Source organism: Streptomyces sp. NPDC001137, assembly GCF_040298885.1.
Lineage (GTDB): Bacteria > Actinomycetota > Actinomycetes > Streptomycetales > Streptomycetaceae > Streptomyces.
Window position 1 is genome coordinate 51535 of record NZ_JBEPBA010000004.1, and the last position, 24465, is coordinate 75999.

Annotated in this window: 20 protein-coding genes; 5 read left to right on the top strand and 15 right to left on the bottom strand. The window is 70.5% G+C overall.

The genetic code is table 11. From position 1 onward, the window contains the following. Positions 1-10 precede the first annotated feature (10 nt). The 6 genes from ABT254_RS08900 to ABT254_RS08925 all read right to left on the bottom strand — a co-directional run bounded on the left by ABT254_RS08900 (position 11) and on the right by ABT254_RS08925 (position 8677). Entirely contained in the window at positions 11-3904 is a 3894-nt protein-coding gene (locus tag ABT254_RS08900) for a lipopolysaccharide biosynthesis protein (RefSeq protein ID WP_351465748.1), read from the bottom strand. Beyond that, positions 3897-4697, bottom strand: coding sequence for a polysaccharide deacetylase family protein (locus tag ABT254_RS08905; RefSeq protein ID WP_351465751.1), 801 nt, complete (start codon positions 4695-4697; stop codon positions 3897-3899). Before ABT254_RS08905 ends, ABT254_RS08900 begins: the two co-directional genes overlap by 8 nt. Further along, entirely contained in the window at positions 4694-5689 is a 996-nt protein-coding gene (locus ABT254_RS08910; protein WP_351465754.1) for a glycosyltransferase family 2 protein, read from the bottom strand. The genes ABT254_RS08905 and ABT254_RS08910 overlap by 4 nt, the downstream gene beginning before the upstream one ends. Then, the gene (locus ABT254_RS08915; RefSeq protein ID WP_351465757.1) at positions 5686-6507 is read right to left on the bottom strand and encodes a glycosyltransferase family 2 protein; all 822 of its coding nucleotides are present in this window, start codon (positions 6505-6507) and stop codon (positions 5686-5688) included. Before ABT254_RS08915 ends, ABT254_RS08910 begins: the two co-directional genes overlap by 4 nt. Positions 6508-6852: 345 nt before the next feature. After that, positions 6853-7287 (bottom strand): hypothetical protein, encoded by a 435-nt coding sequence (locus tag ABT254_RS08920; protein ID WP_351465760.1) that lies wholly within the window; start codon positions 7285-7287, stop codon positions 6853-6855. Positions 7288-7468: 181 nt separating this feature from the next. After that, positions 7469-8677: a S8 family peptidase gene (locus ABT254_RS08925; RefSeq protein WP_351465763.1), complete on the bottom strand. Its 1209-nt coding sequence runs from the start codon at positions 8675-8677 to the stop codon at positions 7469-7471. A 315-nt stretch (positions 8678-8992) separates the two neighbouring features. Between ABT254_RS08925 and ABT254_RS08930 the strand changes: the two genes are divergently transcribed. Further along, positions 8993-9799, top strand: a complete 807-nt coding sequence (locus ABT254_RS08930) for an SGNH/GDSL hydrolase family protein (RefSeq protein ID WP_351465766.1) — start codon at positions 8993-8995, stop codon at positions 9797-9799. On the opposite strand, the gene ABT254_RS08935 is transcribed toward ABT254_RS08930, so the two are convergent. The 4 genes from ABT254_RS08935 to ABT254_RS08950 form a co-directional block, all read right to left on the bottom strand. Beyond that, positions 9800-11404: a serine/threonine-protein kinase gene (locus tag ABT254_RS08935; RefSeq protein WP_351465769.1), complete on the bottom strand. Its 1605-nt coding sequence runs from the start codon at positions 11402-11404 to the stop codon at positions 9800-9802. Between the two features lie 63 nt (positions 11405-11467). Continuing rightward, positions 11468-13210, bottom strand: a complete 1743-nt coding sequence (locus tag ABT254_RS08940) for an urease accessory protein UreH domain-containing protein (protein WP_351465772.1) — start codon at positions 13208-13210, stop codon at positions 11468-11470. After that, positions 13207-14685: a tetratricopeptide repeat protein gene (locus ABT254_RS08945; protein ID WP_351465775.1), complete on the bottom strand. Its 1479-nt coding sequence runs from the start codon at positions 14683-14685 to the stop codon at positions 13207-13209. Before ABT254_RS08945 ends, ABT254_RS08940 begins: the two co-directional genes overlap by 4 nt. A 90-nt stretch (positions 14686-14775) precedes the next feature. After that, positions 14776-16308 (bottom strand): DUF4331 domain-containing protein, encoded by a 1533-nt coding sequence (locus ABT254_RS08950; protein WP_351465778.1) that lies wholly within the window; start codon positions 16306-16308, stop codon positions 14776-14778. Between the two features lie 250 nt (positions 16309-16558). Here ABT254_RS08950 and ABT254_RS08955 point away from each other — a divergent pair, with 250 nt between their 5' ends. From ABT254_RS08955 to ABT254_RS08965, 3 genes are all read left to right on the top strand, one after another. After that, positions 16559-17101 carry an ECF RNA polymerase sigma factor SigK gene (locus tag ABT254_RS08955; protein WP_266953822.1) on the top strand — a complete coding sequence of 181 codons (543 nt, stop codon included), beginning with the start codon at positions 16559-16561 and terminating at the stop codon, positions 17099-17101. Then, positions 17098-17919, top strand: coding sequence for an anti-sigma factor (locus tag ABT254_RS08960; RefSeq protein ID WP_351465781.1), 822 nt, complete (start codon positions 17098-17100; stop codon positions 17917-17919). Before ABT254_RS08955 ends, ABT254_RS08960 begins: the two co-directional genes overlap by 4 nt. 126 nt (positions 17920-18045) lie before the next feature. Beyond that, the gene (locus tag ABT254_RS08965; protein WP_115909075.1) at positions 18046-18315 is read left to right on the top strand and encodes a hypothetical protein; all 270 of its coding nucleotides are present in this window, start codon (positions 18046-18048) and stop codon (positions 18313-18315) included. Between the two features lie 183 nt (positions 18316-18498). On the opposite strand, the gene ABT254_RS08970 is transcribed toward ABT254_RS08965, so the two are convergent. Next, positions 18499-19281 (bottom strand): ABC transporter permease, encoded by a 783-nt coding sequence (locus ABT254_RS08970; RefSeq protein WP_351465784.1) that lies wholly within the window; start codon positions 19279-19281, stop codon positions 18499-18501. Further along, a complete protein-coding gene (locus ABT254_RS08975) occupies positions 19278-20225 on the bottom strand; it encodes an ATP-binding cassette domain-containing protein (protein ID WP_351465787.1) in 948 nt (315 codons plus the stop codon). Before ABT254_RS08975 ends, ABT254_RS08970 begins: the two co-directional genes overlap by 4 nt. 63 nt (positions 20226-20288) lie before the next feature. On the opposite strand from ABT254_RS08975, the gene ABT254_RS08980 reads away from it, so the two are divergent. Further along, positions 20289-21002, top strand: a complete 714-nt coding sequence (locus ABT254_RS08980; RefSeq protein WP_351465790.1) for a TetR/AcrR family transcriptional regulator — start codon at positions 20289-20291, stop codon at positions 21000-21002. Between the two features lie 10 nt (positions 21003-21012). On the opposite strand, the gene ABT254_RS08985 is transcribed toward ABT254_RS08980, so the two are convergent. The 3 genes from ABT254_RS08985 to hmgA are packed head-to-tail and all read right to left on the bottom strand — an operon-like array spanning position 21013 to position 24307. Continuing rightward, positions 21013-22173, bottom strand: a complete 1161-nt coding sequence (locus ABT254_RS08985; RefSeq protein WP_351465793.1) for a type ISP restriction/modification enzyme — start codon at positions 22171-22173, stop codon at positions 21013-21015. Between the two features lie 40 nt (positions 22174-22213). Continuing rightward, positions 22214-22963 (bottom strand): GntR family transcriptional regulator, encoded by a 750-nt coding sequence (locus ABT254_RS08990; RefSeq protein ID WP_351465796.1) that lies wholly within the window; start codon positions 22961-22963, stop codon positions 22214-22216. A gap of 27 nt (positions 22964-22990) precedes the next feature. Next, positions 22991-24307 (bottom strand): homogentisate 1,2-dioxygenase, encoded by a 1317-nt coding sequence (hmgA, locus tag ABT254_RS08995; protein ID WP_351465799.1) that lies wholly within the window; start codon positions 24305-24307, stop codon positions 22991-22993. Between the last annotated feature and the right edge of the window lie 158 nt (positions 24308-24465).

The following is a 24465-nucleotide window of genomic DNA, read 5'->3' on the forward strand; positions in this document are numbered from 1 at the left end:
CACCGCAGCGTCACTTCATCGTCAGGAACCGCTGCACCAGCGAGGCCAGCAGGACCGCCAGCAGCGGCAGCGAGAACCAGAAGCTGCTCTGCAGCCACCGCAGTTGCCGCACGCCCGGGCGCACCGCGACCCGCACCACCTCGCGCGCCGTCAGCAGCACGATCAGCGCGAGAGCGGCCAGGGCGCCGACGACCGACCACGGCGTCCAGGTGATCTGCGGTCCGATCGGACCCGGATCCGGCTTCGCCACCTTGCCCTCGGGCTGCTTCCTGAGGGCGTAGACGGTGGCGTCGTCGTTGACGTAGACCTTCTTCAGCTCGGGCCGCTGGTCCAGGTTCTGGATCAGCCGCGGCTGCCAGGTCTCCGAGTAGCCCACGTCCATCTCGAGATAGGTCGTCTGGCTCTCGTTGACCATCAGATACGAGTTCGGGCCCGCGTCCTTGAGCGCCTTGACCAGGCCCGACACCAGCACCGGGTCGGCGGGCGCCAGCGTGGGCACGTAGTTGACCCGCTCCATGTCCTTCGCGCCCCACGGCATCGCCGGTGTCACGTCGTTGACCGTGTCGTTGCTCAGCCACAGCAGCCGGACGGACGGGTTGTCGTGGGCGTACACGTAGTCCATGGCGGCGACCTCGCCGGGCCGGACCCGCTCGAACGGCTCGTTGCCCCAACGGGCCACCAGGAAGCCGCCCATCAGGACCAGGCCCGCCATCAGCGCGGCCAGCGGGGCGAGGCTCACGCGGTCCTTGTCGCGTTCCTCGGCGGTGACGCCGGTGCGCGGGAACAGGGCGAGGCCGCCGAGGAGGGCCGCGCCCGGCACCGCGAACATGAAGACGCGCAGGGCCATCTCGCCGCCGTAGGACTGCATGCCGAAGCCCAGGAACGGGACGAACGTCAGCACCAGCAGCGAGCGCTCCCGGTACTTGTGGTCGCGCCGCCGCCACCAGCCCCAGCAGGCGAACGCCATCACGGCGCCGGCCAGCAGCACCCGCGCGTACAGGACCAGCTTGTGGGTCGAGTCGCCGCCCTGGATACGGCCGGAGACCGACGTGGAGACATTGCTGCCGACGCCGCCGACCCCGCCGAACAGCTCGTTGAAGTGCCCGGACCAGTACGGCTCGGCCATGAAGCCGATCCACACCGCCACCACCACGGCGAACAGGATCGGCAGGCCGCGCAGTTCGGACCTGCCGATCAGGACGAGCACCGCGAGCACGCCCAGCATCACGAACGGGGTGAGCTGGTGCGCCGGGACGCTCGCCATGAACAGGCCGATCAGCACACCGAGCAGGACGGCCTTCTGGCGCCGGTTCGCCGGCTCGACCTCCGCCTCACCCGGCCGCCTCTTCGTCCAGATCACCCGCGGCTCACGGAACCAGACCAGCAGGATGGTGACGAAGGCGAGGTAGAGGAGGTAGGTGAAGCCCTGCGGGGAGAAGTAGTCCTGGCCCACCCAGCTGCTGAGCACGAAGATCCAGATGCCGGTCCACTTGGCGCGCCAGCTCGCCCGCAGCGAGCGCACGAGCAGGAACATCGGGGCCAGATACAGGAGCTGGATGGTCAGCGGCCACCAGCGGATGAGCTCGGTGAGGTCGGTGACCCCGCAGGCCTTCGTGACGAACGCGGCCACCGCGAAGAAGCCCGGCCAGCTCCAGCGCGCGTCCAGGTCCGGTACGGCCGACCCGGTGCGGTCGATGTAGTCGAGGAACCCCAGGTGCTGCCAGGCCGTCGGGAAGCGCGGCTCGGTCTCGATCACCGCGGGCAGCGCATGCAGGGACACCACCGTCGCCACCAGGGTGACCAGCAGCAGCGCCTTGTGCTCCCGGCCCAGCCACAGCAGCGAGGCGAACACCGCGACCAGCAGCGCCGCCCCGATCAGTGTCGGCAGCGGCAGCACCGAGATCAGGCCGAGCCCGCCCATCCGGTCCAGATCGGCCTCGCCCAGGCGCAGCGCGGGCACCCAGTACAGCAGCAGCGCGGCCACCAGCAGACAGCCGAGGACGACGCCGAGACGGGTGGGCCGCAGCCGCTCCCGCCAGGAGAGGGGCGGCGGTTCGGCCCCCGACACGGGCGCCTCTTCCGGTACGAGCGACGCCTCCGCCTCCCGTACGACCTTCTCGCCCGCGTCGAGGCGAGCGTGCAGGCCCCTGTCGAACCCCGCGTCGAAGCCGGGCTCGAACTCGGACTCGAAGGGCGCGTCCACCTCCGTCTCGGCGGGTCCCAGGGAGGCCTCGGAACCCGGTTCGCTCCCCCACGCTCGGCTTCGCTCGCGCGGGGGGACCCCCATCTCGACGGGCAGCCCGACCTCCGGGTTCTTCGCCCAGGTCGGCCGGTGGTCGACGCGTACGACGGGGGTGCCGGCGGGCGGGGTGCCCGGGCCGGGGCGGACGTCGGGGCGACGCTCCAGGTGGTCGAAGTCGACGTGGATACCGAGCGCGAGGGTGTCCGTGTCCAGCGCCCAGGCGGGCCCCCGCCTGCGGGGCTTCTCGGTGGCCGGGACCTCGCTCGCCCCCAGGTCGGCCAGGTCCCCGTCGGGTGCCGTGTCCTCCGGGACGGCGTCGGCCGGCGCGGCCCGGACCGTCCGGTACAGCTTGGGCGCCGCGATGGTGACGATCACCGCGAGCGAGGAGATCTCGGCGACGCCCGCGCCGGTCAGCCCCATGCGGGGGAGCAGCAGCAGCGTCAGACCGAGCACCAGGACGCACAACAGGCCCTGCAGCCAGGCCAGTCCGGCGGTCCGGCTCTGCGCCCGCAGCACCGCGAAGTACGTCTCCATGACGACCCTGAGCAGCGCGCCGACCGCGAACCAGCGCAGCAGCGGCGTCGCCGCGTCCGCGTAGCCCTGGCCGAACACGCCGAGGATCCACGGCGCGCCGAGGAACAGCAGTCCGCAGATCGGCAGCATGATCCGCGCCATCCGCTTGAGCGCCGCCCGGGTGTTGGCGGACAGCCGGCCCGGGTCGTGCGAGCCCTCCACGGTCAGCGAGGCGCCCATGTTGATGGCCAGCAGGTTGACCGTGCCGCCGATCGTCGTGGTGATGTAGAAGTACGCGTTGTCCTCGGAGCTGACCTGCGAAGCGATGATCACCGGGATCAGATAGACCACGGCGAGCGAGAACAGCGAGCCGGTGTAGTCGCCCGCCAGGAACCTGCCGATCTCCTTCAGCGTCGGCGGCTTCGCGTGGTCCGCCGTGGCCTCGATGTGCCGGGGGACCAGCCGCCGGAACACCAGCAGGCCGAGCGGCACCACGGAGGTGGCGATCGCCAGCACCCAGGAGACGAACACACCGGTCGTGGGCATGCTGGCGGCGAGTCCGACCAGCAGCGCCAGCTTCACCGCCGAGAACACCGTGTTGCCGACCGGCACCCATGGCGCACTCCGCAGCCCGGTCAGCACCCCGTCCTGCAGCGTCAGCAGGTTCCAGGAGGCCACGGCCATGATGAAGCCGAGGCCCTTGATCGGCCCGTGCAGGAAGTGGTACGACGGCCCCCAGGTGCTGAGGGTCAGCAGGAAGATCCCCGCCGCGAACGACACCACCACACAACTCGCCGCGTACGTACGGAAGATGAGGCGTCCGGTGGCGCGGCCGGCGACCGGGATGAAGCGGGCGAGGGCACCGGTCAGCGTCACCGCCGTCAGCCCGGCCAGCAGCTTCATCGCGGCGATCGCGGCCGAACCCTGGCCCACCGCGGACTCGGAGTAGTAGCGGGCGGCGATCAGCCAGTAGCCCAGGCCCAGTACCGCGGAGATACCGGTGTTGAGCATCAGGGCGTAGGCGTTGCGGAACAGTGGACTGCCGCCCTTGGAACTGCCCATCCCGGGCAGCCGAAGACGGCGCCCGGACTGCTCGGGCGCCTCGGTCGCGGGCTGCTTCGCCTCGGTCGTCGTGGTCGTGTCAGACACGGGAACGGATGGCCTTCCGGCGGATCTGTCGTGCTCTGCGGACCAGGGCGTACCCCTTGGTGAGGGCACGGTCCCCGGCGAAGGTGCGGGCGATCGCACGGCCCTCGACCAGCCGCTCGAACTCCTCGATGCCCGTGCCGCGGCGCACGGTCACACGCTGCAGGGCGTACGGCCCCTGCCTGCGGCGCGCGAGGCCGTTGCCGACGGCGAGCGCCTGGGCGTACCCCGTCTCGCGGACCGCCCGGCGCACCCGGCGGCTGGAGTAGCCGTAGGGGTAGGCGAAGGAGACCGGGACGGTGCCCAGTTCGTCGGCGACGATCTCCTTGCAGTGGATCAGCTCGTGCCGCAGCGCGTCGTCGTCGAGCTGGTCGAGCTGCGGGTGGGTGTGGCTGTGGCCGCCGATCTCGACGTCCGTGGCGGCCAGTTCGCGCACCTGCTCCCAGTCCAGCATCGTGTCGAGGCCGCCCCCGGTGTCGTACGCGCCCTTGATCCAGCCGGTGGAGACGAACAGCGTGGCCGCGAAGCCGTGCTTGGCGAGCACCGGCAGCGCATGCCGGTGCACCCCCTCGTAACCGTCGTCGAAGGTGATCAGCACCGGACGCGGCGGCAGCGCGCGACCGGAGCGCCAACTCGCTGCCAGAGTCGCCGTGTTGACCGGGGTGAGCCCCAGGTCGCCGATCATCGCCATCTGCTCGGCGAACGCCTCCGGCGCGACCGACAGCGCGCGTGTGGCGTCGTTCGGCGCGGTCGCGACCGAGTGGTACATGAGAACCGGTACGGGCGCTTCGCTCATTGAGATCCCCCCTCGATCCCGACCACGGAGAACGTGGCACCGCCCTTGCGGGCCCGGACGCTCCCCACCACGTACCCACCCGCCGCCGTCAGCACCCCGGCGACGATCGCGCCCGCCCGCCCCGCACCACCCGGCCGGGCCAGCACGGCGTCCCGCAGCCCCCGCACCACACCGGCCGGCAGCACCCGGGTGGTGTACCGGCGCTCGGACTCAAGTCCCTTCTCGGCCCCGACACTTCGCGCCACCAGCGCCTTGGACAGACCCTCGGCGTACGCACGCGTGCGGAAGTACCCGAAGTGCTCACGCGCCTCGGGCACCCGGTGATGGATCACCGCACGGTCGTCGATCAGCAGGATGGCGTCCGGTCTGGCACGGGTCAGGCGGATGCACAGCTCCGTCTCCTCGCAGCCCAGCGGGCGCTTGTCGCCGTCCCGCCCGATACCGGTCGCGAAGCCGCCCGCCGTGTCGAAGGCCGTGCGGCGGAACGAGGCGTTGCCGCCCAGGACGTTGCGCACCCGCACCAGGCCCGGCGGCAGCCCCTTGTACGTGCAGCCCACCACCCAGTCGAACTCCTCCGGGAACCAGGCAGGGCGGCGGCCCGAGGCCCAGATCGGCATCGTACGGCCGCCGACGGCCATCACCCGCGGGTCCGCGTACCCCTCGGCGAAACGCCGCAGCCACTCCCGCTCGGCCACGGCGTCGTCGTCGAGGAACGCGATCACCTCACCCCGCGCGGCCGCGATACCGGTGTTGCGGCCGGCGGACAGCCCGCGGGGGCCCGCGTTGGCGAGCACGCGGACCTCACCGGTCTCCCTGTAGTCCTTGTACTCCCTGGTGAGCCGGTCCAGCAGAGCCGGATTGTGGTCGACGACCAGCAGCGTCTCCAGCGCGGGACGGGACTGCGCGCGCACCGAGGAGACCGCCGCGAGGATGTCCTCCCAGCGATCCTCGGTGTAGACGCAGATCACGACGGAGATGTCGAGACCGCTCAAGACACCTCTCCCCGCACCGAGTCGAGCATCGGCGAGTGGCGTTCCTGACTGCGCAGCTCGCGCCGGTTCGACCGCTCCTTGAGGATCACCTTGAGCACCCGGAACCCGTCCCGCACGGCCCGCAGATTGCTCGCGCCGTGGATGCGGAGGTACTCGTAACTCGGGATCTCCTGCACCTTGAGTCCCGCCTTGACCACCCGGATGTTGATCAGGGTCTCGATCTCGAAACCGGTGCAGTCCAGGGAGATCTTGTCCAGGCAGTGCCGCCAGAACGCGTTGTAGCCGTAGCACAGATCCGTGTAGCGGGCGCCGAACTTGCGGTTGACGATGGTGCACAGCGCCCAGTTGCCCAGCTTGCGGATGAACGTCATGTCGTCGGTGCCGCCGCCGTTGGCGAAGCGCGACCCCTTGGCGAAGTCCGCGCCGGAGACCAGGGCGGACACGTACGACACGATCTCGTTGCCGTCGGCCGAGCCGTCCGCGTCGACCATCACGATGATGTCGCCGGTGCACGCCTCGAACCCGGTGATCAGGGCATCCCCCTTGCCCTTGCCCTGCTGCTCGACGACCTTGACGTTCGGCCACAGGTCCCGGGCCACTTCGACGGTGTCGTCCGTGGAATTGCCGTCCACCAGCACGACTTCGTGTATCCAGTCCGGAAGTGTCTTGAACACGTACGGGAGATTCTCCGCCTCGTTCATGGCGGGAATCACCACGCTCACCGGCGGCGCGATGGCCAGGTGAGAGGAGATCGGCCGGTATCGGCCGGCAAGTGACGGGCCTTGGCCCGTGGCCGCCGGCCGCAGAACAGAACTCATGAGTCTGGTCCCTCTCGTCCGGTGGACCGCCCGCCCCTGGGCGGCCCGGTTGTCTGTCCGGTTCGAAAGGGGGGTTTCACGCCTGTGGCATGACGAAATGGATCTCCGTGCACGCCGATGGCGAGCTGGCAAAGCTGCCCGTCTGCCGTGGAACGGCAGACGGTCGCGCGGCACGACCCGGTCACAAGTGCGGTCACCGAGCACGGCACCCCCCTACCGCGCCCCACGCCGGGAACCATCGCGGTCCTGAGCCCTCCCCTGGGCCGCTCGATGATGGACCGGTGCGGGTGAGATGTACGACGGTATTGACGATTGAACCCGTATGGCAAGACCTGGAACGAGGCCTCACGTTTTTGTTGGTTTGACCGTTACAGAACCCAGAAGAATCAGAAAACTGATCACGGTCACTGCGATGATTCCGCCGCGCACCGACCAGCGGTGAACGGCCAACATGCCCTGTGCCACCAGCATGTTGAGAACAATTGCGCCCGCGACCGCGGCGAGTGTGCGGCCGAAGGGCTCCAGCCCGCGCAGTGCGGCCCCGATGGCAGTGGCGGGCGCGGCGAGCAGAAAAAACAGGGTGAGCGGCCCGCGCAGAGGTGAGCCCGAGTCGGCCAGCGCGAGCAGCGCGCCGAATCCCCCCACGGCCGTCGCGGCGCCCGCGAGCAGTGGCGACAGGTCCCTCCCCGGTCCTGATCGCGCCCGCTCGGCGCCGTCCGCCGACGAACCGCCGTCGGCCGAAGGTCTTTTGGTGAGTCTCTTGATACGGATGGTCTGCATTGGCGACTTTGCCCCCCAGCGCGCCGGATGCCGGGCTTCAATGTCGCGCAGCGCAAGAGGGGAGTCAAGAGACGAACTCTCCCACGCCTGTTCTCATCCAGCTCTAAACATGTGTTCCCCGGAGGCGTCGAATGCCTCCGGGGAACCGCGGTTCAGGCCGGGCGGGCCCCTGGTGCCGTCGCTACGGCACGAGCTTCAGGAGCTTGTTGGGGGAGCCGGAGCCCGCGCTGGTCACCACGCCGGAGGTGGCGCCGTTCACCAGGGCCGTGGCGACCTGGGCGGGGGTGGCCGAGGTGTGGCCCGCGAGGTAGACCGCCGCGGCGCCCGCGACGTGCGGGGTGGCCATCGACGTACCGGAGATGGTGTTGGTCGCGGTGTCGCTGGTGTTCCAGCCCGCCGTGATGGAGGAGCCGGGCGCGAAGATGTCCAGCACCGAGCCGTAGTTGGAGTAGCTGGCCCTCGCGTCCGAGCTGGTGGTCGCGCCGACCGTGATCGCGGTGGAGACGCGGGCCGGGGAGTACGAGGAGGCGTTGGCGGAGCTGTTGCCCGCCGCGACGGCGTAAGTCACGCCGCCGGCTATGGAGTTGGCGACCGCCGTGTCCAGCGAGGAGGAGGCGGAACCGCCCAGCGACATGTTGGCGACGGCCGGCGTGGTGTGGTTCTCGGTGACCCACTCGATGCCGTCGATGACGCCCGCGGTGGTGCCGGAACCGCTGTTGTCGAGGACCCGCACGGCCACGATCTTCGCCTTCTTGGCGACGCCGTAGGTCGTGCCCGCGATCGTCGTGGCCACATGGGTGCCGTGGCCGTTGCCGTCGGAGGCGGTGGTGTCGCCGTCGACCGCGTCATAGCCGTAGGAGGCACGACCGCTGATCTGGCTGTGGGTGATACGGACGCCGGTGTCGATGACGTACGCCGTCACGCCGCTGCCCGCACTGTCCGGGTAGGTGTACGTGCCGGAAAGCGGCAGCGCGGCCTGGTCGATGCGATCCAGGCCCCAAGGGGCGCTCGACTGCGTGGTGTCGGTCAGGTGGACGGTCTGGTTCTGCTCGACGGAGGCCACCGACGGGTCGGCCGCGAGTCTCCTCGCCTCGGTCGCCGAGAGGGTGGCGGTGTATCCGTTGAGCACGGTGTCGAAGGTCTTGCGGACCGTGCCGCCGTACTCCTTGATCAGGCTCTTGCCCGCGCTGGACGCCGCCTTGAGGCCGGCGCTCTTCTTCAGGGTGACGATGTAGCTGTCCTTGACCGCCGTGGGGGAGCCGGCTGCCAGGACCCTGCCCTCGGCCGGGGCGGCCTGGACGGGGAGGGTGGTGAGTCCGCCGACGAGAGCGGCGGTCGCCAGACCGGTGACGGCGGCGAACCGGAGCTTCCTGCTACGCAGTTGTGCCATTACGAGGGAGTCCTCCTCTAGGCGCCGCGCGCCTGGGTCGGGCGCACGACTGTGGGGGGTGCGCGCGAGGTCGCGCGCACGGCCCGGAACGTCGCGTTCCCGTCCCAAGCCGAAGTAAAGGATGGGTCATCGGCGGGTGTGGAACAAGGGAGTTGAGGAGTCGTCAACAAACCTGTCATGGGCACGTAATCAAACATGCCGTGAAGCGACGGTGACGACCCGTCAGGGTCTGAAAAGTCTTGACATGAACACTTCCCATCGACACGTGTCATTGGTACGACGGTTACGGCAGAGATCCTGCTAAAGGGAGGTTCCATGAGACGTTCCCGAATTGCCGTTTTCGTGAGCTCGATCCTCCTCGCCGCCGGCACGGCCCTCACCGGGGCCACGGCGGCGCAGGCGTCCGGACAGGCCGCAGCCACCGGCTATGTGGCCCTCGGCGACTCCTACTCCTCCGGCGTCGGCACCGGCAGCTACATCAGCGCCGGCGGCGACTGCAAGCGCAGCACCAAGGCCTACCCCTACCTCTGGGCCGCCGCCCACTCACCCTCGACGTTCGACTTCACCGCCTGCTCGGGCGCCCGTACGGGTGATGTTCTGTCAGGTCAGCTGGGCCCGCTCAGCTCCGCCACCGGCCTGGTCTCCATCACCATCGGCGGCAACGACGCAGGCTTCTCCGACGTCATGACGACATGTGTGCTCCAGTCCGACAGCGCCTGCCTCTCCCGGATCAACACCGCGAAGGCGTACGTCGACTCGACGCTCCCCGGACAGCTGAACAACGTCTACTCGGCGATCACCGCCAAGGCCCCGAACGCCCACGTCGTCGTCCTCGGCTACCCCCGCTTCTACAAGCTGGGCACCACCTGCCTCGGTCTCTCCGAGACCAAGCGGAAGGCGATCAACGACGCGGCCGACTACCTGGACACCGCCACCGCCAAGGTCGCCGCCGACCACGGCTTCACCTTCGGCGACGTCCGCACCACCTTCACCGGTCACGAGATCTGCTCCGGCAGCTCCTGGCTGCACAGCGTCGAGTGGTTCAACATCGGCGAGTCGTACCACCCCACCGCGGCCGGCCAGTCGGGCGGCTATCTGCCCGTCCTGACCAGCGCGGCCTGATCACTCGGAAGGCGACGGCGAAGTACTGGAGGAGGCCCCGCCCGTCGGGGTCTCCGACACACACGTCACCGAGAACGGGACCGAGTTGGAGGTCGTCTGCTTCGGCGAGCGCACCTCGACACTGATCGAGTTCCGGAAGGTCCCGGTGTTGTTGTACGTCGTCACGAACGCCCTGTCCTGCTTGGTCTTTCCGCCGCCCTCAGGGAAGGACAGGGTCTTCCATCCCGGATCCATGATCTGTCCGTCCTTCGACAGCCAGCGGTAACTGACCTCCGCCGGCAGCTTCCCGACCGTGAAGGTCGCGGTGAATTCGGGCGCGTCGCTGCGGGCGGGCGGACAGGTGCCGGAGTAGTCGGTGTTCGAGCCGGACAGCGTGACGTTCACGGTCTGGGGCGCCGCCTTGGAGGCGCTGCTGCTCGGACTCGGCGTCGGGCTCGCGCCTGAGCCCGGGCTGCTGTGCTGGGCGGTCGGCGGAGTCCCGGTGTCCGAACGGGGGGTGTCGGCATTGTTGTCTCCGCCGCCGTGGTCGCGGTTGAGCAGCGCGTACGTCAGCCCCGCGATGGCCAGGGCGAGGACGAGCACCCCGACGAGCAGGACGACACCGGCCCGGCGGTTGCGCTCCGGCGGCGGTGCGGCCGTAGCCGTCGTCCCGGGACCCGGCGCGGGCTGTGTCCGTCCGGCCGGATACGGCATCGGAGGCGTCGGCGACTGAGGCTGCGGGAACGCCGCGACCGTCGGGGCGAACGGAGACACCGGCGCGCCGTACGCGTGGGGCGTGCCGCCCGCCGCGATGACCCGCAGGTCCTGCTCGGCCCGGTCGGCCGGCAGCCGCTCGGCGGGATCCTTGCGCAGCAGCCCCTCGATGACGGGGGTCAGCGGACCGGCCCGGTGCGGCGGCGGGAGCTCCTCGTCGACGATCGCGCGCAGGGTGCTGAGCGGGGTGTCCTGGCGGAACGGGGAGTTGCCCTCGACCGCCGCGTACAGCAGGACGCCGAGCGACCACAGGTCGGACTCCGGGCCGGGCGTGCGGCCCAGCGCCCGCTCCGGCGCCAGGAACTCCGGCGAGCCGATCACCTCGCCGGTCATCGTCAGCGCCGAGCTGCCCTCGACCTGCGCGATCCCGAAGTCGGTGAGCACCACCCGGTCGTCGTTCGACAGCAGCACATTGGCCGGCTTCACATCCCGGTGCAGTACCCCGGCCTCGTGTGCCGCCCGCAGCGCGGCGAGCACCTCGGCACCGATGTGTGCGGCGCGCCGCGGATCCAACGGGCCCTCGGCGTCCAGGAGTTCGGCCAGGGAGATCCCGCGGACCAGCTCCATGACGATCCACGGCCGGCCGTCCTGCGTCGCCACGTCGTACACCGTGACGACATTGCGGTTGGCGACCCGCGCGGCCGCCCACGCCTCGCGCTCCAGCCGGGCGTACATCCGCTCCACGTCCGAAGCCGGCAGCCCGGCGGGCGCACGCACCTCCTTGACGGCGACCTCGCGGTGCAGCACCTCGTCCCGGGCGCGCCACACGGTTCCCATGCCGCCCTCGCCGAGGGGGGACAGGAGACGGTAGCGGCCCGCGATCAGACGTTCACTGCCCGGTTCTTCGGACACGGGCGTCCCCCATTCGCATCCGCGTGTTTTCTCCACTCCGTGCGTTTTCTTCACAAACGTAGCTCAGCCGAGTGCGGATGCGGCCCCCTTGAGCACCAGTCCCACCCCGAGAGCCACGACGAGGAACGCCGAGCCCAGGGGCGCGGTCCTGCGGACGAGGGCCGCCATCGGGTGGGTGGTCCAGCGGGGGCGCCTGTCCAGCACACGGTTCATCCCGGTACCCAGCCTGACGACGGCGAACCCCGCCGCGGTGAGGGTGAGGGCGAGCCCGACGCCGTACGCGACGACGAGCAGCAGCCCGAACCAGGCCTGACCGAGCGCCGCCGCGCCGACGAGCACGACGACCGCGGAGGGACTGGGCACGAGACCACCGGCGAAGCCCAGCAGGATCGTGCCGCGCAGGGTGGGGGCGACGGAGTGGGTGTGCGTGAAACCGCCGTGGGTGTGCTCGACGGTGTGTGAGTGGGGGTGGGGGTGGTCGGAGTGGTGGGTGTGGTCGTGGTGGTGATCGTGGTCGTGGTCGTGGCTGTGAGGGTGGTCGTGTTCGTGGCCGTGGGAGTGTTCGTGATCGTGGTCGTGCGTGTGGCCGGGGGAGTGCGTGTGGGTGTGGGCCTTCGCCGCCACCGAGGCCGTTTCGGTGTGGGCGGCGACCAGGACCAGGGCGCGTTCCTCGGTCTCGGCGGTCTCGTGCGGGTGCGTGTGTCCGGCGGGGCCGTGCGGATGCGGATGCGGATGGTCGTGGTCGGGGTCGTGGGTGTGTCCCGGGCCGGGGCCGCGGTTGCGCCAGGCTCGGCGTACGAGGGTTGCGCCCGCGCAGGTGACCATGACGCCGCTGGCGATGCCCAGCCAGATGATCACCGAGGGGGCCGCCGCGGAGCCGGCCGTGACCAGGAGGCCGAGGGCGACCACACCCAGGGTGTGGGTGACCGTGACCGAGGCGGCCAGGGGCATGACGTCCTTGAGGCGGGCGCGGCCGCCGCGGGCGGCTGCCGTCGCGGCCATCAACGTCTTGCCGTGGCCCGGGGCGAGCGCGTGCATCGCGCCGAGGACGACCGCGATGAGCAGCGAGAGCGCGGCGAAGCCGAAGGTGAGGTGGTGGCGGGCCACCAGGTTGTTCAGGGCCTGTGTCCAGCGGTCGGCGCCGCGCGGCAGCACGGAGGCGGCGGGGGCGTTCTGCCGCGCCTCGACCAGGGCCGGTCCGCCGGGGCGCACGCGCAGCGAGGCGGTCGAGGTGTCGGCGGGGGAGGAGAGCAACTCCTTGGGATAGCTCGTGAGCTCATGGGAGACCGAGGTCCTGGGTACGTCCGTCGCGGTGAGCGTCATCCGGTCGCCGCGCGCGGTGATCTCCCGCCAGCCGGGCCCCGAGGTGGCGCCCTCGCTGTGGAAGCCGAGGCTCACGGTGTCGCCCTTGGGAAGCGGCGCGGTCAGCCGGCACTCCACCCGGATGGTGTTCAGCCCGGCCTGCCCGGGCCGCAGCTGCGCCCTGCTGCTGCCGACGGTCAGCGTGGTGGCCCGTCCGTCGACCGTGGCCTTGCTGCCTTCGGCCGCCTTCGCGCACCGCTCCTTCGCCCACTCGGTCATACCGAGCCGCTTGATGTCGGGCTTGGCCTGGGTGGCCGGGATCTCGGCGAGGTCCTCGACGTGGTCGACGCGGAGCTTGCCGGGGGCGGCGACCAGGCCGTCGTAGCGGTTGACGGTGAAGTTGCCGAGGGGGTGCGCGCTCGCGCCGGTGGAAGGTACCAGCGCGAGCGCGCAGGCCGCCGTGAGGACGGCCCCGGTGGAGGCGAGCAATCGACGGGGGTTCACTTCGCCGCCTCCAGGTCTGCGAATGCCTTGCGTGCTGCGCGGGCGCCCAGCGGCGAGAAGCCGGGGTTGAGTTTCAGCGCCGCCTTGAGGGAGTCACGGGCGTCCTCGGTGTGGCCGGTGGCGCGTTCGATCATGCCGCGGTGGTAGAGGAACGAGGCGTTGCGGTAGCCGGTGGCCGTCGCCTGGCGGGCGTACGGGAGGGCCTGGGCGTCCTTGCCGTTGACGTGCAGAGCCCAGGCCAGGGCGTCCGCGGTGTGCACGGTGTGGCGGCGGGCCCACTCGGCGCGGGCGGCGCGCAGGGCCGCGGCCCTGTCGCCGTGGTCGGCCGCCGCGAGGGCGGTGTCGAGGTCGGCGTTGACGCCGCCCGCGCGGGCGAGCGCGATCCAGGCGTCGACGAGGGCGTACTGGTCACGGGCCTTCGCCTCGTCGCCGTCGGCACCGCGGTTCTCGTACATCTCGCCCAGTTCCACGAGCGGCCCGGGCAGCGGGTAGCGGGCGACGAGCTGCTCCATGTCCCTGAGCCCGGTCGCCTTGTCGCCGCTCGCGTACTCGGCGCGGGCGCGGCCCTCCAGCGCCGGGAGGTAGGTGTCGTCGGCGGCGAGGGCGCGGGCGTAGTAGTCGACCGCGGTCCTGTAGTCGCCCTGGTTCCAGGCGAGTTGGCCGAGCTGGAAGGCGACGTAGGAGATGTCGCCCTTGGTGCTCGCGGTGCCGAGGGCCTGCTCCAGGACCCGGCGGGCCGTCTTCACGTCCCCGCGCAGCTCGTGCACATACGCGTACCGGGTGAAGACGGGGATGCCCGGGCGCCGCGAGTCCGCGGTGTCGGCCGCCTTCGACGCGTCGGCGTAGCGGCCGAGTTCGACGAGGGCGTCGATACGGGAGGAGAGGGCGCTTTGGCTGTAGGGGTTCTCCTTCAGCACCTGGTCGGCGTAGTTCAGGGCGTCCTTGAAGTCGTGCCGGGCCGCGGCGAGGGCTGCCTGCCCGGTGATGGCCTGCTCGTTGCCGGGCTTCACGTCGAGGGAGCGCTTCAGAGCCTTCTCGGCCTGCGGGTAACGCGAGGGGTCACCCTTGGTGCGCGCCTGCTCGACATACGCCAGCCCAAGACTCGCCCAGCTCCCGAAATCCCTTGGCTGCGCCTTGAGATGGGCCTGCAGCGCGAGGATGCTCGCGTCGATGTCCCCGCTGTTCAGCAACGCCGGCGACAGCGCACTGGGCGCGGCGGACACGGCTGCGGTACCACCGTCCCGGATGGCGCCGTAAGCGATGGACCCACCGGTCAGCGCAACGGCCAACAGGGCGGCAACCCCGGCCAGTTGCCCCATGTGCCAACGCCGCCCGGCAGCAGCGACCCGCCGAACGGCGGCAACGCGTTCGTCGGCGGACACGCCTTCCGGGGAGCCGGCGGCTGTTTCCAACTCCGGCTCGGCAACCGCGGCACTCTCCGCGAAGCCTTCGTTGTCCTCAGTGTCCGGGGCCATGCCCTCTCCTCCAGGGTGTATGGGCCGAAGCCCGCGGACCGGGCGGTGCCGCTCCGAAGAAGCCGCCCGGTCCGCCGGTAACAGTGCGGACTAGTACGCGCGGCTGCGCATCCGGCGCCACCACATGAGGCCCGCGCCGATCAGCGCGATACCGGCAGCTCCGCCACCGGCCGAAGCCGCGATCAGCGTGGTGTTGTTCATGCCACCCGCCGACGCGGGCTGCAGCGCGTCACCGAGCTGGCTCTTGACGTCGCTGCCGCTGGAGACGCCCTTGGCGGTCGCACCGCGCGAACCGGAGGTCGGGTTGGCCAGGTACGGGAAGTACTTGCCGAAGCCCTTGTCGTTCTTGTCCACCGCGTCGCCCAGGTCGTTCTTCGAGCCGACCAGTTCGCCCTCCACGACCTGGAGCGCCTCGTCGATCACGTCGTCGGTGAGCCGGCGCCCGTTCGGGAAGCCCGCGTTGTCACCGTCGAGGACACCCAGCCGCTTCGGATAGGCGGTCGGCTTGATCGACGTGTTCAGGCGCAGCTCCTCCGCCGGACGCACGTACGGCGGCTGGTTGAGGCCCTTGACGCCCTTCAGGAACACGTCGACGAGGTCGTTGCGCGGCTCCGACGGCGCCTTGATCTTGTAGATCGCCTCGATGAGCTTCGGCAGCTCGGGGTTGGTCACGTTCTTCAGGAACTGCCCGTCCTCCCACGGCGAGGACGCGTTGAACTTGTCCTTGTCCTTCAGCGGGTTGACGACCTCGTTGACCAGCGGGTTGCCCAGGCGCGAGACCTGCTCGTAGTAGCCCCGGGCGTTCCTGCGCGCGACGGTCGACCAGACGCCGATGATCGGCTGATGCTTGGACTCCGTGAGCATGTCCGTGGGCAGCTGCAGGGCGATCGAGTTGACGTTGTAGCCCTTGAGGGTGTCCCGGCCGACCTCGGAGAGGTTCCCGCCGTACAGCAGGTCGAAGACGCGCAGGTCGGCGAAGAACGGGTCGTCGGCCTGGCCGGCGAAGGTCTGGCCGCCGTTGGAGAGCTTGTAGACCGCCTGGTCGCGCAGCTTGCCGTAGTCGGGCATCGACGCCTTGCCGACGTTCGACGGTGCCACCGGGATGTCGTCGGCGAGCCTGGTCTTCGAGACGACCCTCTGGTTCTTCAGCTTGATCAGGTCGATGTTGTACGTCTGCGTGATGTTCAGGTCCGGGTCGGTCAGATTGCTGACCACGCCCGTGTTGTACAGGAACGACTTCTTGTTCTTCGTCTGCGTGCGGAACGTGTAGCGCAGCAGCAGGTCCCCCTGCGCGTCGCCGTTGTTGTCGATGTGGATGTCGTACTGGGCGTCGTCGCCGAACTGGTAGAAGTTCGGGCCGCCCGCCGGCTCCTCGAACGGGATGAAGTTCGCGATGACCGTCGTGGTGTCCGGCTTGTCCGGGCTGACGAACGCGTACAGGTCCGTGTTGTCGTACTGGGGCTGCCCCGAGATCAGGGGAGCCTCCCGGTGGCTGGAGGCGGAGGCCGCCCCCGGTTCCAGCGTGGCCACACCGGCGGCCGCGAGCCCGCCGGCGGCCAGCGCACTGGCTATCAGGGTCGCGATGCTCCTGCGTCCCGAGCCGCTCCTGGAGATAGGTGTCATGCCGTCCGTCCTCAGTCCCAACTTGCCTGACGAACGCTGATTCGGAGCGGTCGCCGGAGTGGATTGGTGGAATCTCAAAGGTCTTTACGGCAAACCCCTGATCTTGTTTCAGTCCAGCCGCGAAACTTCTTTGGTGGGGCGTGGACCCGCGTTTCGGGCGCGCTGATCCGTACCCCATCCGGAGGTGCGTTCGTTGCGAATGCCTGGTGTGACGGGACGGGGCCCATGCGGCCGGGGAGAGGGGGACCGAGTGGAGGCGGACGAGCTTCTGGTACTCGTGGCAGGCGGCGACCAGAAGGCATTCGAGGAGCTGTACGGCCTGGTCTCCGGTCCGGTGTTCGGACTGGTCCGCCGGGTGGTACGCGACCCCGCGCAGTCGGAGGAGGTGGCGCAGGAAGTGCTGCTCGAACTCTGGCGGTCCGCCGCGCGGTTCGACCCCGGCCGCGGCAGCGCCCTGTCCTGGATCCTCACCCTCGCCCACCGCCGCGCCGTCGACCGGGTGCGCAGCGCCCGCGCGGCCGTCGACCGCGAACAGCGCGAGGCACGCCGGGCCCACCACCCCGCCTTCGACCAGGTCACCGAGGAGGTCGAGGCGGGCCTCGAACGCGAGTGGGTACGCCGCTGCCTGGACCGCCTCACCACCCTGCAGCGCCAGTCCGTCACCCTCGCCTACTACGACGGCTACACGTACCGTGAAGTGGCCGAGCGGCTCTCGCTGCCGCTGGGCACGGTCAAGACCCGGATGCGCGACGGACTCACCCAGCTGCGCAAGTGCCTGGGAGGTGTCGCATGAGTCTGCTCGCCCGACTGCTCGGCCGCGGGGATCTGCACTCGCTCGCGGCCCCCTATGCGCTCGACGCCCTGGAGCCCGCGGAGCGGGTCCGCTTCGAGCGGCACCTGAAGAACTGCGAGCGCTGCCGTGCCGAGGTGCGTGCCCTTTCCGAGGACGCCGTCCGCCTCGCCTGGTCCACGGCCGCCCCGCCGCCGGCCGCGATGCGCGACCGGGTGCTCGCCGCCGTACGCGCCACACCGCAGGAGGCGGGGACGGTCGCCAGGGAGCACACGCCCCAGCTGCCGCCGCACGTCTGGGGCACGCAACCACCGCCGGGACGCTCCCGTGCGCCGCGTGAGCGCCGCCCCTTCTTCGTGCCGTTCGCCACGGCGACGGCGGCCGCGGCCCTCGTCGTCGCCTCGCTGTTCGCCGTCCAGGCGAACCGGACCCAGGACAAGCTGGACGCCGAGCGCGCCCAGGCACGTGAGATCGCCCACGTTCTCGCAGCTCCCGACGCGCGAGCGACCACCCGCAAGGACCCCCGGGGCCGAAGTATCGGAGCGGTCGCCTCCGCATCGGAGGGGCAGGCGGTCGTCACGCTGAGCGGATACGGAGCCCTGCCCAGCGGACGCGTGCACCAGCTCTGGCTCATGCGCCCCGGTGCGCAACCACGCTCCCTCGGGCTCTTCGGAGGCGGCGACACGCCCTTGGTCGCGACCGACCTGAACAAGTCGGCCACGTCACTCGCAGTGACCGTCGAGCCCGACGGTGGCTCACCACAGCCCACCAGCCAGCCCATTGTCCAACTCGCCCTGAAATCGGTTGGATTCGGAGAGTGACCATGGAGGAGTCGTCAACGCCCTTATGGGGAAGGTGAATCCTGTGACCGCGATACACGAGTGCCCCGAGGGAGCGATAGGGTTACCCTGCCCGGGCCGGGTGGACTCGTACGGGTGGGGAGTGACATGGAACAGATAACAGTGCGCAGCAGGGCCAGGGTCCCTGCGATCACCTGCGGGAGCAGCGCGACCAGTTCGCGTCTCGACCGCCATCTCTCGGTGCTGGGCGGCCCGGCCGTACCGCAGCGCGAGACGGCCGAGGCGACCTCGCTGATGCGTGAGCTGACCGCGCGTGACACCCCACGTGAGCGCAGCGCCAGCGGCAACCGGATCAGCCGTGTGCTGCTCTTCGCGCCGCTGCGCCGACTGCGCCGTTCGCTGTTCGGCGGGCGCTGAGCCGTACCGGCGTTCGTGCGTCCGGTGCGGCACTGCGGCAGTCGTCCGTCATCCCCACGGCATGCAGTGGTGCACCGGCTCGCAGCCCGTATTCGGGCGTGCCCCTGCCATGGACGGTGTCTTCGGTGCGTTCCACCCGCCCTGCACCGAAGACAACTGCCCCTCGACCCCCAGCTGTTGAGATCACCGGCCGCCGTACGAGTACCTCCGTACCGCGAGCGGCATGAACACGGCGATCAGCGCCACGCACCACACCAGTGACCCCGCGATCGGATGCGCCACCGGCCAGGCGGCATCCACCGGCACCGGCGCGTTCCCGAACAGGTCCCGCAGGGCCGTGGTCACCGCGCTGATCGGATTCCACTCGGCGACCGTGCGCAGCCGGCCCGGCAGACCCTCGGTCGGGATGTAGGCGTTGGACAGCAGCGGCAGCACGAACGTCGAGGCACCGAGCTGCCCGGCCGCATCCTCGCTCCTGGTGAGCAGTCCGAGGAAGATCCCGATCGAGGTGCAGGCGAACCGGAACAGGAGCAGCAACCCCACGGCGCCCACGGCCCGGGGCGCGGACCCCTCGACCCGCCAGCCCACCGCCAGGCCGACCAGGAGCAGCGGCACCGTCCCGATCGCCGTGACCACGAGGTCGGCCACCGCCTGCCCGAGCGGCACGGCCGCCCGGCTCACCGGCATCGCGCGGAAGCGGTCCATCACGCCGCGGTGCGAGTCGGCGGCCGCCTGGAACATGCCGGTCATCAGCCCGCCCGCGGCCGTCGAGGCCAGCAGCCCCGGCACCAGGAAGGACCGGTACGCGTGGCCGGGCATCGCGAGGGCGCTGCCGAAGACGTAGCCGAAGAACAGCAGCATGTTGATCGGCATGACCTGGGTGAGGATCGCGAGCCCGGGACTGTTGCGGACCCGCCGCAGCTGCCGGCCGACCATCGCGAGGCCGTCGTACGCCAATGTGCTCATGCTGCGGGCTCCTTGACGCCGGCGGTCAGTCGGATGAAGGCCTCGTCGAGCGTCGGCTGCCGCAGGGTCACGTCGAGCAACGGCACGCCCGCCGCGTCGAGTTCGCGCACCAGGCGGGGCAGGGTGAGCGTCCGGTCCCTGGTGACCGCGCCGACGGCGTCGCGTTCACGGTCGAACGACGGCTCGGCGCCCGTGAGTTGATCGAGCACTCCGGCCGCCTTCGCCATCATGTCCGCGTCCGCGACGACGACCTCGACATAGGCCCCGATGAGCGCCTTGAACTGGTCCGGCGAGCCCGTGTGCGCCACCCGACCGCGGTCCACCAGGGCGATGTCGTCGGCGAGTCGGTCGGCCTCCTCCAGGTACTGCGTGGTCAGCAGCACCGTCGTGCCGTCGGCCGTGAGCTCGCGCACGGCCTTCCAGATCAGAGTGCGGCTGGCCGGGTCGAGCCCGGTCGTCGGCTCGTCCAGGAACAGCACCTCCGGCCGGCGGATCAGACTCGCCGCCAGGTCCAGCCGGCGGCGCATGCCACCGGAGTACGTCGACGCCGGCCGTCCGGCGGCCTCGGCCAGCCCGAACCGCTCGAGGAGCTCCTCGGCGCGCTGCCCCGGCGCCCGTACCCGGTGCAGTCGGGCGAACAGCCGCAGGTTCTCACGGCCCGTGAGATCGCCGTCCACCGACGCGTACTGCCCCGTGACCCCGATCCTGCGCCGGACCTCCGAGGGCTCCCGGACGAGGTCGTGCCCCGCGATCCGCGCCGAGCCCGCGTCCGGCCGCAGCAGCGTCGTCAGCAGCCGTACGGCCGTCGTCTTGCCCGCCCCGTTCGGCCCGAGGACACCGCAGACCGTGCCCCGGGCCACCGCGAGATCCAGCCCGCGCACCGCGTGCACTTCGCCGAACCTCTTCTCCAGACCTTCACTAAGTACAGCGTACGTAGAAGTCATGTCCCGACCATAGCGCACTACGTACGGTGTACGTAACTAGGATGGTGGGCGAGGTGATGATCGATGGCGGGCCGAGCGGCGGTACCCGAAGTGATCTGGGCTCGTCCCGAGCGGACGGGCCGGGGGCCGAGACCGGCCCACACGCGGGCCGACATCGCGGCGGCGGCGGTGAAGGTCGCCGACGAGGGCGGGCTGGACGCGGTGTCGATGCGGCACGTCGCGGCCGAACTGGGCTGCGGGACCATGTCGCTGTACAACTACGTCCCCCGCAAGGAGGACCTGTACGAGCTGATGGTGGACGCGGTCAGCGGCGAGCACGAGCTGTGGGAGCCGTCGGGGGACTGGCGGGGCGACATGCGCCGGGTCGCCCGGCAGACGCGGGCGCTGATGCACCGGCATCCGTGGCTGACGCGGCTGATGTCACCGGTGTACGGGTTCAGTCCGAACGCGCTGCGGTATCTGGAGCACTGTCTGGCCTGTCTGGATCCGCTCGATGCGCGCTACGGCATGAAGATGCAGCTCGTCGGGATGCTGAACGGGTGTGTGACCTCGTATGTCGCCACGGAGTTGGCTGCCGCCGAGCGGACGCGGTCGTTGCCGTGGTCGGCGGAGGAGGAGAGCGCGGTGCGGATCGCGTATCTGGGGAGCGCGCTGGCCGGCGGTGAGTATCCGCGGATGGCTGCGGCGTTCACCGAGGACTCGGGGCCGATTGATCTTGAGGGGGCCTTCGAGTTGATGGTGGAGCGGATGTTGGATGCGTTTGCGCCGCGGGCGTGAGCCTTGGCCGTCACAGCAGTGCGAACTGGCCTTCCGGGCCTTCCTCGTGGTGGTCGAAGACCGACGCCGGTTTGCGGGACGTTTCCGGCACAGGTAGGACGCCCGCCTTGCCCAGCTCGGCTGCCGTGATCGGCGCTGTCACCGTCAACTCCTGCTGCTGTGGCCGCAGTTCTGCCAACAGCGCCAGGACCGTGATCAGCTCCAGCAGCTCCGACGTCCAGGTCTGCGGCCATGTCGGCGGACGGATCGCGGCCAGCGTGCCCGTCTCGGCCTCTGTCGTCCGGGTCGTGGCCCAGTGCTCCAGGACCCGGATGCCGGACGCCTCGAAGTCCCAGGCCTCCGGTGGCACCGGGGAGATGCGGCCCTCGTCGAGCAGCAGGGTTTCCTCGTCACGGTCGTAGGCGATCGTGAGGGGGCGGGAGGGCAGCGGGGCGCGGACGTAGGGGCGGCGGCCTCCCGGGAGTCTGGGGCGGTCGCCGTTGCGGCGCATCAGCCAGAGGATGCGGCGGCCCAACTCCACGCCGTGCGACCAGAGTTCGGCGTCCTCGGTGAGGGGGACCGTCAGGTCGGGACCCACGGCCGCCAGGGTCCAGGCGAGGAAGTCCGCAGGGGTGGGGGAGTGGCCGAGGCGGGTGCCCAGGTGGTCCAGCAGGCCCGGGGCCAGGTTGGGTTCCGTGCCGCCCGGGCGGCGATAGAGCGGGCGGATGCGGCCGGGGCGCAGGAGGGGGAGCCGGGAGGTGGCCAGGAGGCGCGGGCCGTTGCCGTCCGTGGGCGTCTCGGCGACGAAGACCTGGTGTTCGTCCGCCACCCGCCACAGCTCGGGCCGGGCCGTGTCGATCAGGCGGTGGTCGGGGATCAGCCACTGTTCGTCGAAGGGGGCGTACAGGACGCGTACCGGCTCGGGGCAGGGATCCGACGTGTGGATCAGTTTCTCGGTGCCGCTCGACTGGCCCGGCAGCTGGCCGACCGCCGAGCGCAGTGTGCGCGAGCGGGTCGGCTCGAACAGGGCCTCGCGGTCCGGGCCCTCGGCCTTCATCAGGGTGTCCCAGCGGGCCTTGAGGGATGCGGCGTCGGGGCCCGTCGGCCACCCCCGGCCGAGCCGCGGCGGTGCGACGGACCACGGCATGAGGTCCGCGAGCAGCGGAGCGTCGTCGTGCGTCACGCTGGGCATCGTACGACGTGTCGCCGACAGACAGTGGGGGCCGGTGACGTCATGTGGCGTCCAGGGTCACCGTGAAGGAGAAGCGGTCGCCGCGGTAGTGGATGACGGCCACGTCCAGGACGCGTCCGTCCCCGTCGTAGGTGACGCCCGTGTAGTGCAGGATCGGGCTGAGCAGCGGGACTTGGAGCAGACGGGCCGTCTCCGGGTCGGCCAGACGGGCCTCCACGGTGTCCGTGATACGGCTGATGTCCGCCCGGACGATGTCCCGCAGCACCTTGGTCATCGGCCGGCGCTCCAGGTCGGCGGGGCCGAAGCGGGCGGCCAGTTCGGGACGGACGTAGTTGCGGGCGTGGTTGGTCGGCTCGCCCGTCTTCTCGTCGCTGCGCAGCCGGTGGTACGTGGCCACCTCGCCGGTCTCGGGGAAGTACTCGGCGAGTTCGGGCGGCACGGGCGCGCTGCCGTGGTCCAGCAGCTCCGTCACCATCCCGGACTGCTGGGCCACGATCGCGTCCACCGAGCCGAGCAGCCGGACCGGGGCACCCCTCAGGGCGTCGGGTTCGATGAACGTGCCCCGGCGGCGGTGGCGCGTGATCAGGCCCTCGTCCTCCAGTTCCTTCAGCGCCTGCCGCATGGTCAGCACGCTCACCCCGTAGTGCCCGGCCAGCTGCTCCTCCGTGGGCAGCCGCAGCGGGTCCTGGGGCGAGCGGCCGAGTATCGAGGCGCGCAGGGACTGCGACACCTGGTACCAGAGCGGCAGCTTGCGGTTCAGGACGATCGAGTCCGGGGCGAAGGAGGTCACGGGCCTATCCGTACCGGTCGTACGCGATCAGTGCAATGGGCGGAAATGCCGCTCGAGGCCTCGCCACACGTCGTCGTAGCGCTGCTGGAGGTGCTCCGCGCCCGCCGCCTGCGGGGTGAGCGTCACCGGCCAGCGGGTCTCGAACATGAACGCCAGCCCGTCGTCCACCTTCTGCGGCTTCAGCTCGGCCGCGCTCGCCCGGTCGAAGGTCTCCCGGTCCGGGCCGTGCGCCGACATCATGTTGTGCAGCGAGCCGCCACCCGGCACGAAGCCCTCGGCCTTCGCGTCGTAGGCGCCCTCGATCAGGCCCATGTACTCGCTCATCACGTTCCGGTGGAAGTACGGCGGCCGGAAGGTGTCCTCGCCCACCAGCCAGCGAGGCGCGAAGACCACGAAGTCGACGCCGGCCAGGCCCGGGGTGTCGGAGGGCGAGGTCAGCACGGTGAAGATCGACGGGTCGGGGTGGTCGTAGGAGATGCTGCCGATGACGTTGAAGCGGCGCAGGTCGTAGACGTAGGGGACGTGGTTGCCGTGCCAGGCGACCACGTCGAGCGGTGAGTGGTCGTAGACGGCGGTCCAGAGGTTGCCGCAGAACTTGTTCACCACCTCCACCGCGCCCTCCACGTCCTCATAGGCGGCGACGGGGGCCTGGAAGTCGCGGGCGTTGGCGAGGCCGTTGGCGCCGATCGGGCCCAGGTCGGGGAGGTGGAAGGGCGCGCCGTAGTTCTCGCACACATAACCGCGGGCGGAGGCATCCAGCAGCTCCACACGCAAGCGCACCCCACGAGGAACCAGCGCCACATGTCCCGGCTCCACATGCAGCAGCCCGAACTCCGTGCGCAGCAGCAGCCCGCCGCGCTCCGGGACGATCAGCAGCTCGCCGTCCGCGTCGCTGAAGACGCGCTCCATCGAGGAGTTGGCGTGGTACAGGTGCACGGCCATGCCGGTGCGCTGGGTGGCGTCGCCGTTGCCGCCCAGGGTCCACAGTCCGGCCAGGAAGTCCGTCCCGGCGGGGGGCTCGGGCAGCGGGTTCCAGCGCAGGCGGTTCGGGTCGGGGACCGACTCGGTGAACGGGGCCGTACGGATCGCTCCGTTGTCCGTGCGCGTGAACGCCGGGTGCGCGGCCGAGGGGCGGATGCGGTAGAGCCAGGAGCGGCGGTTGTGGGCCCGTGGCTCGGTGAACGCCGTACCGCTGAGCTGTTCCGCGTACAGCCCCAGCGGTGCGCGCTGTGGCGCGTTGCGGCCCACGGGCAGGGCGCCGGGCATGGCCTCCGAGCTGTGCTCGTTGCCGAAACCGGAGAGATAGGCCAGCCCCTCGGCCGTCTTGCGCGCGTCCCCGCTCATCGTCGCTCCCTTGCGGACTGATGCAGACAGATGCAGATCGATGCCTCTGATTCCTATGCATCACCGTAGGATTGCGGTTTCGCGGGCGCAAGGGGGTACCCGGGCTCCTCATCAGGGAGGAACAAGAACCAGACTCCAGGGGGATCCGAGTGTCAAAG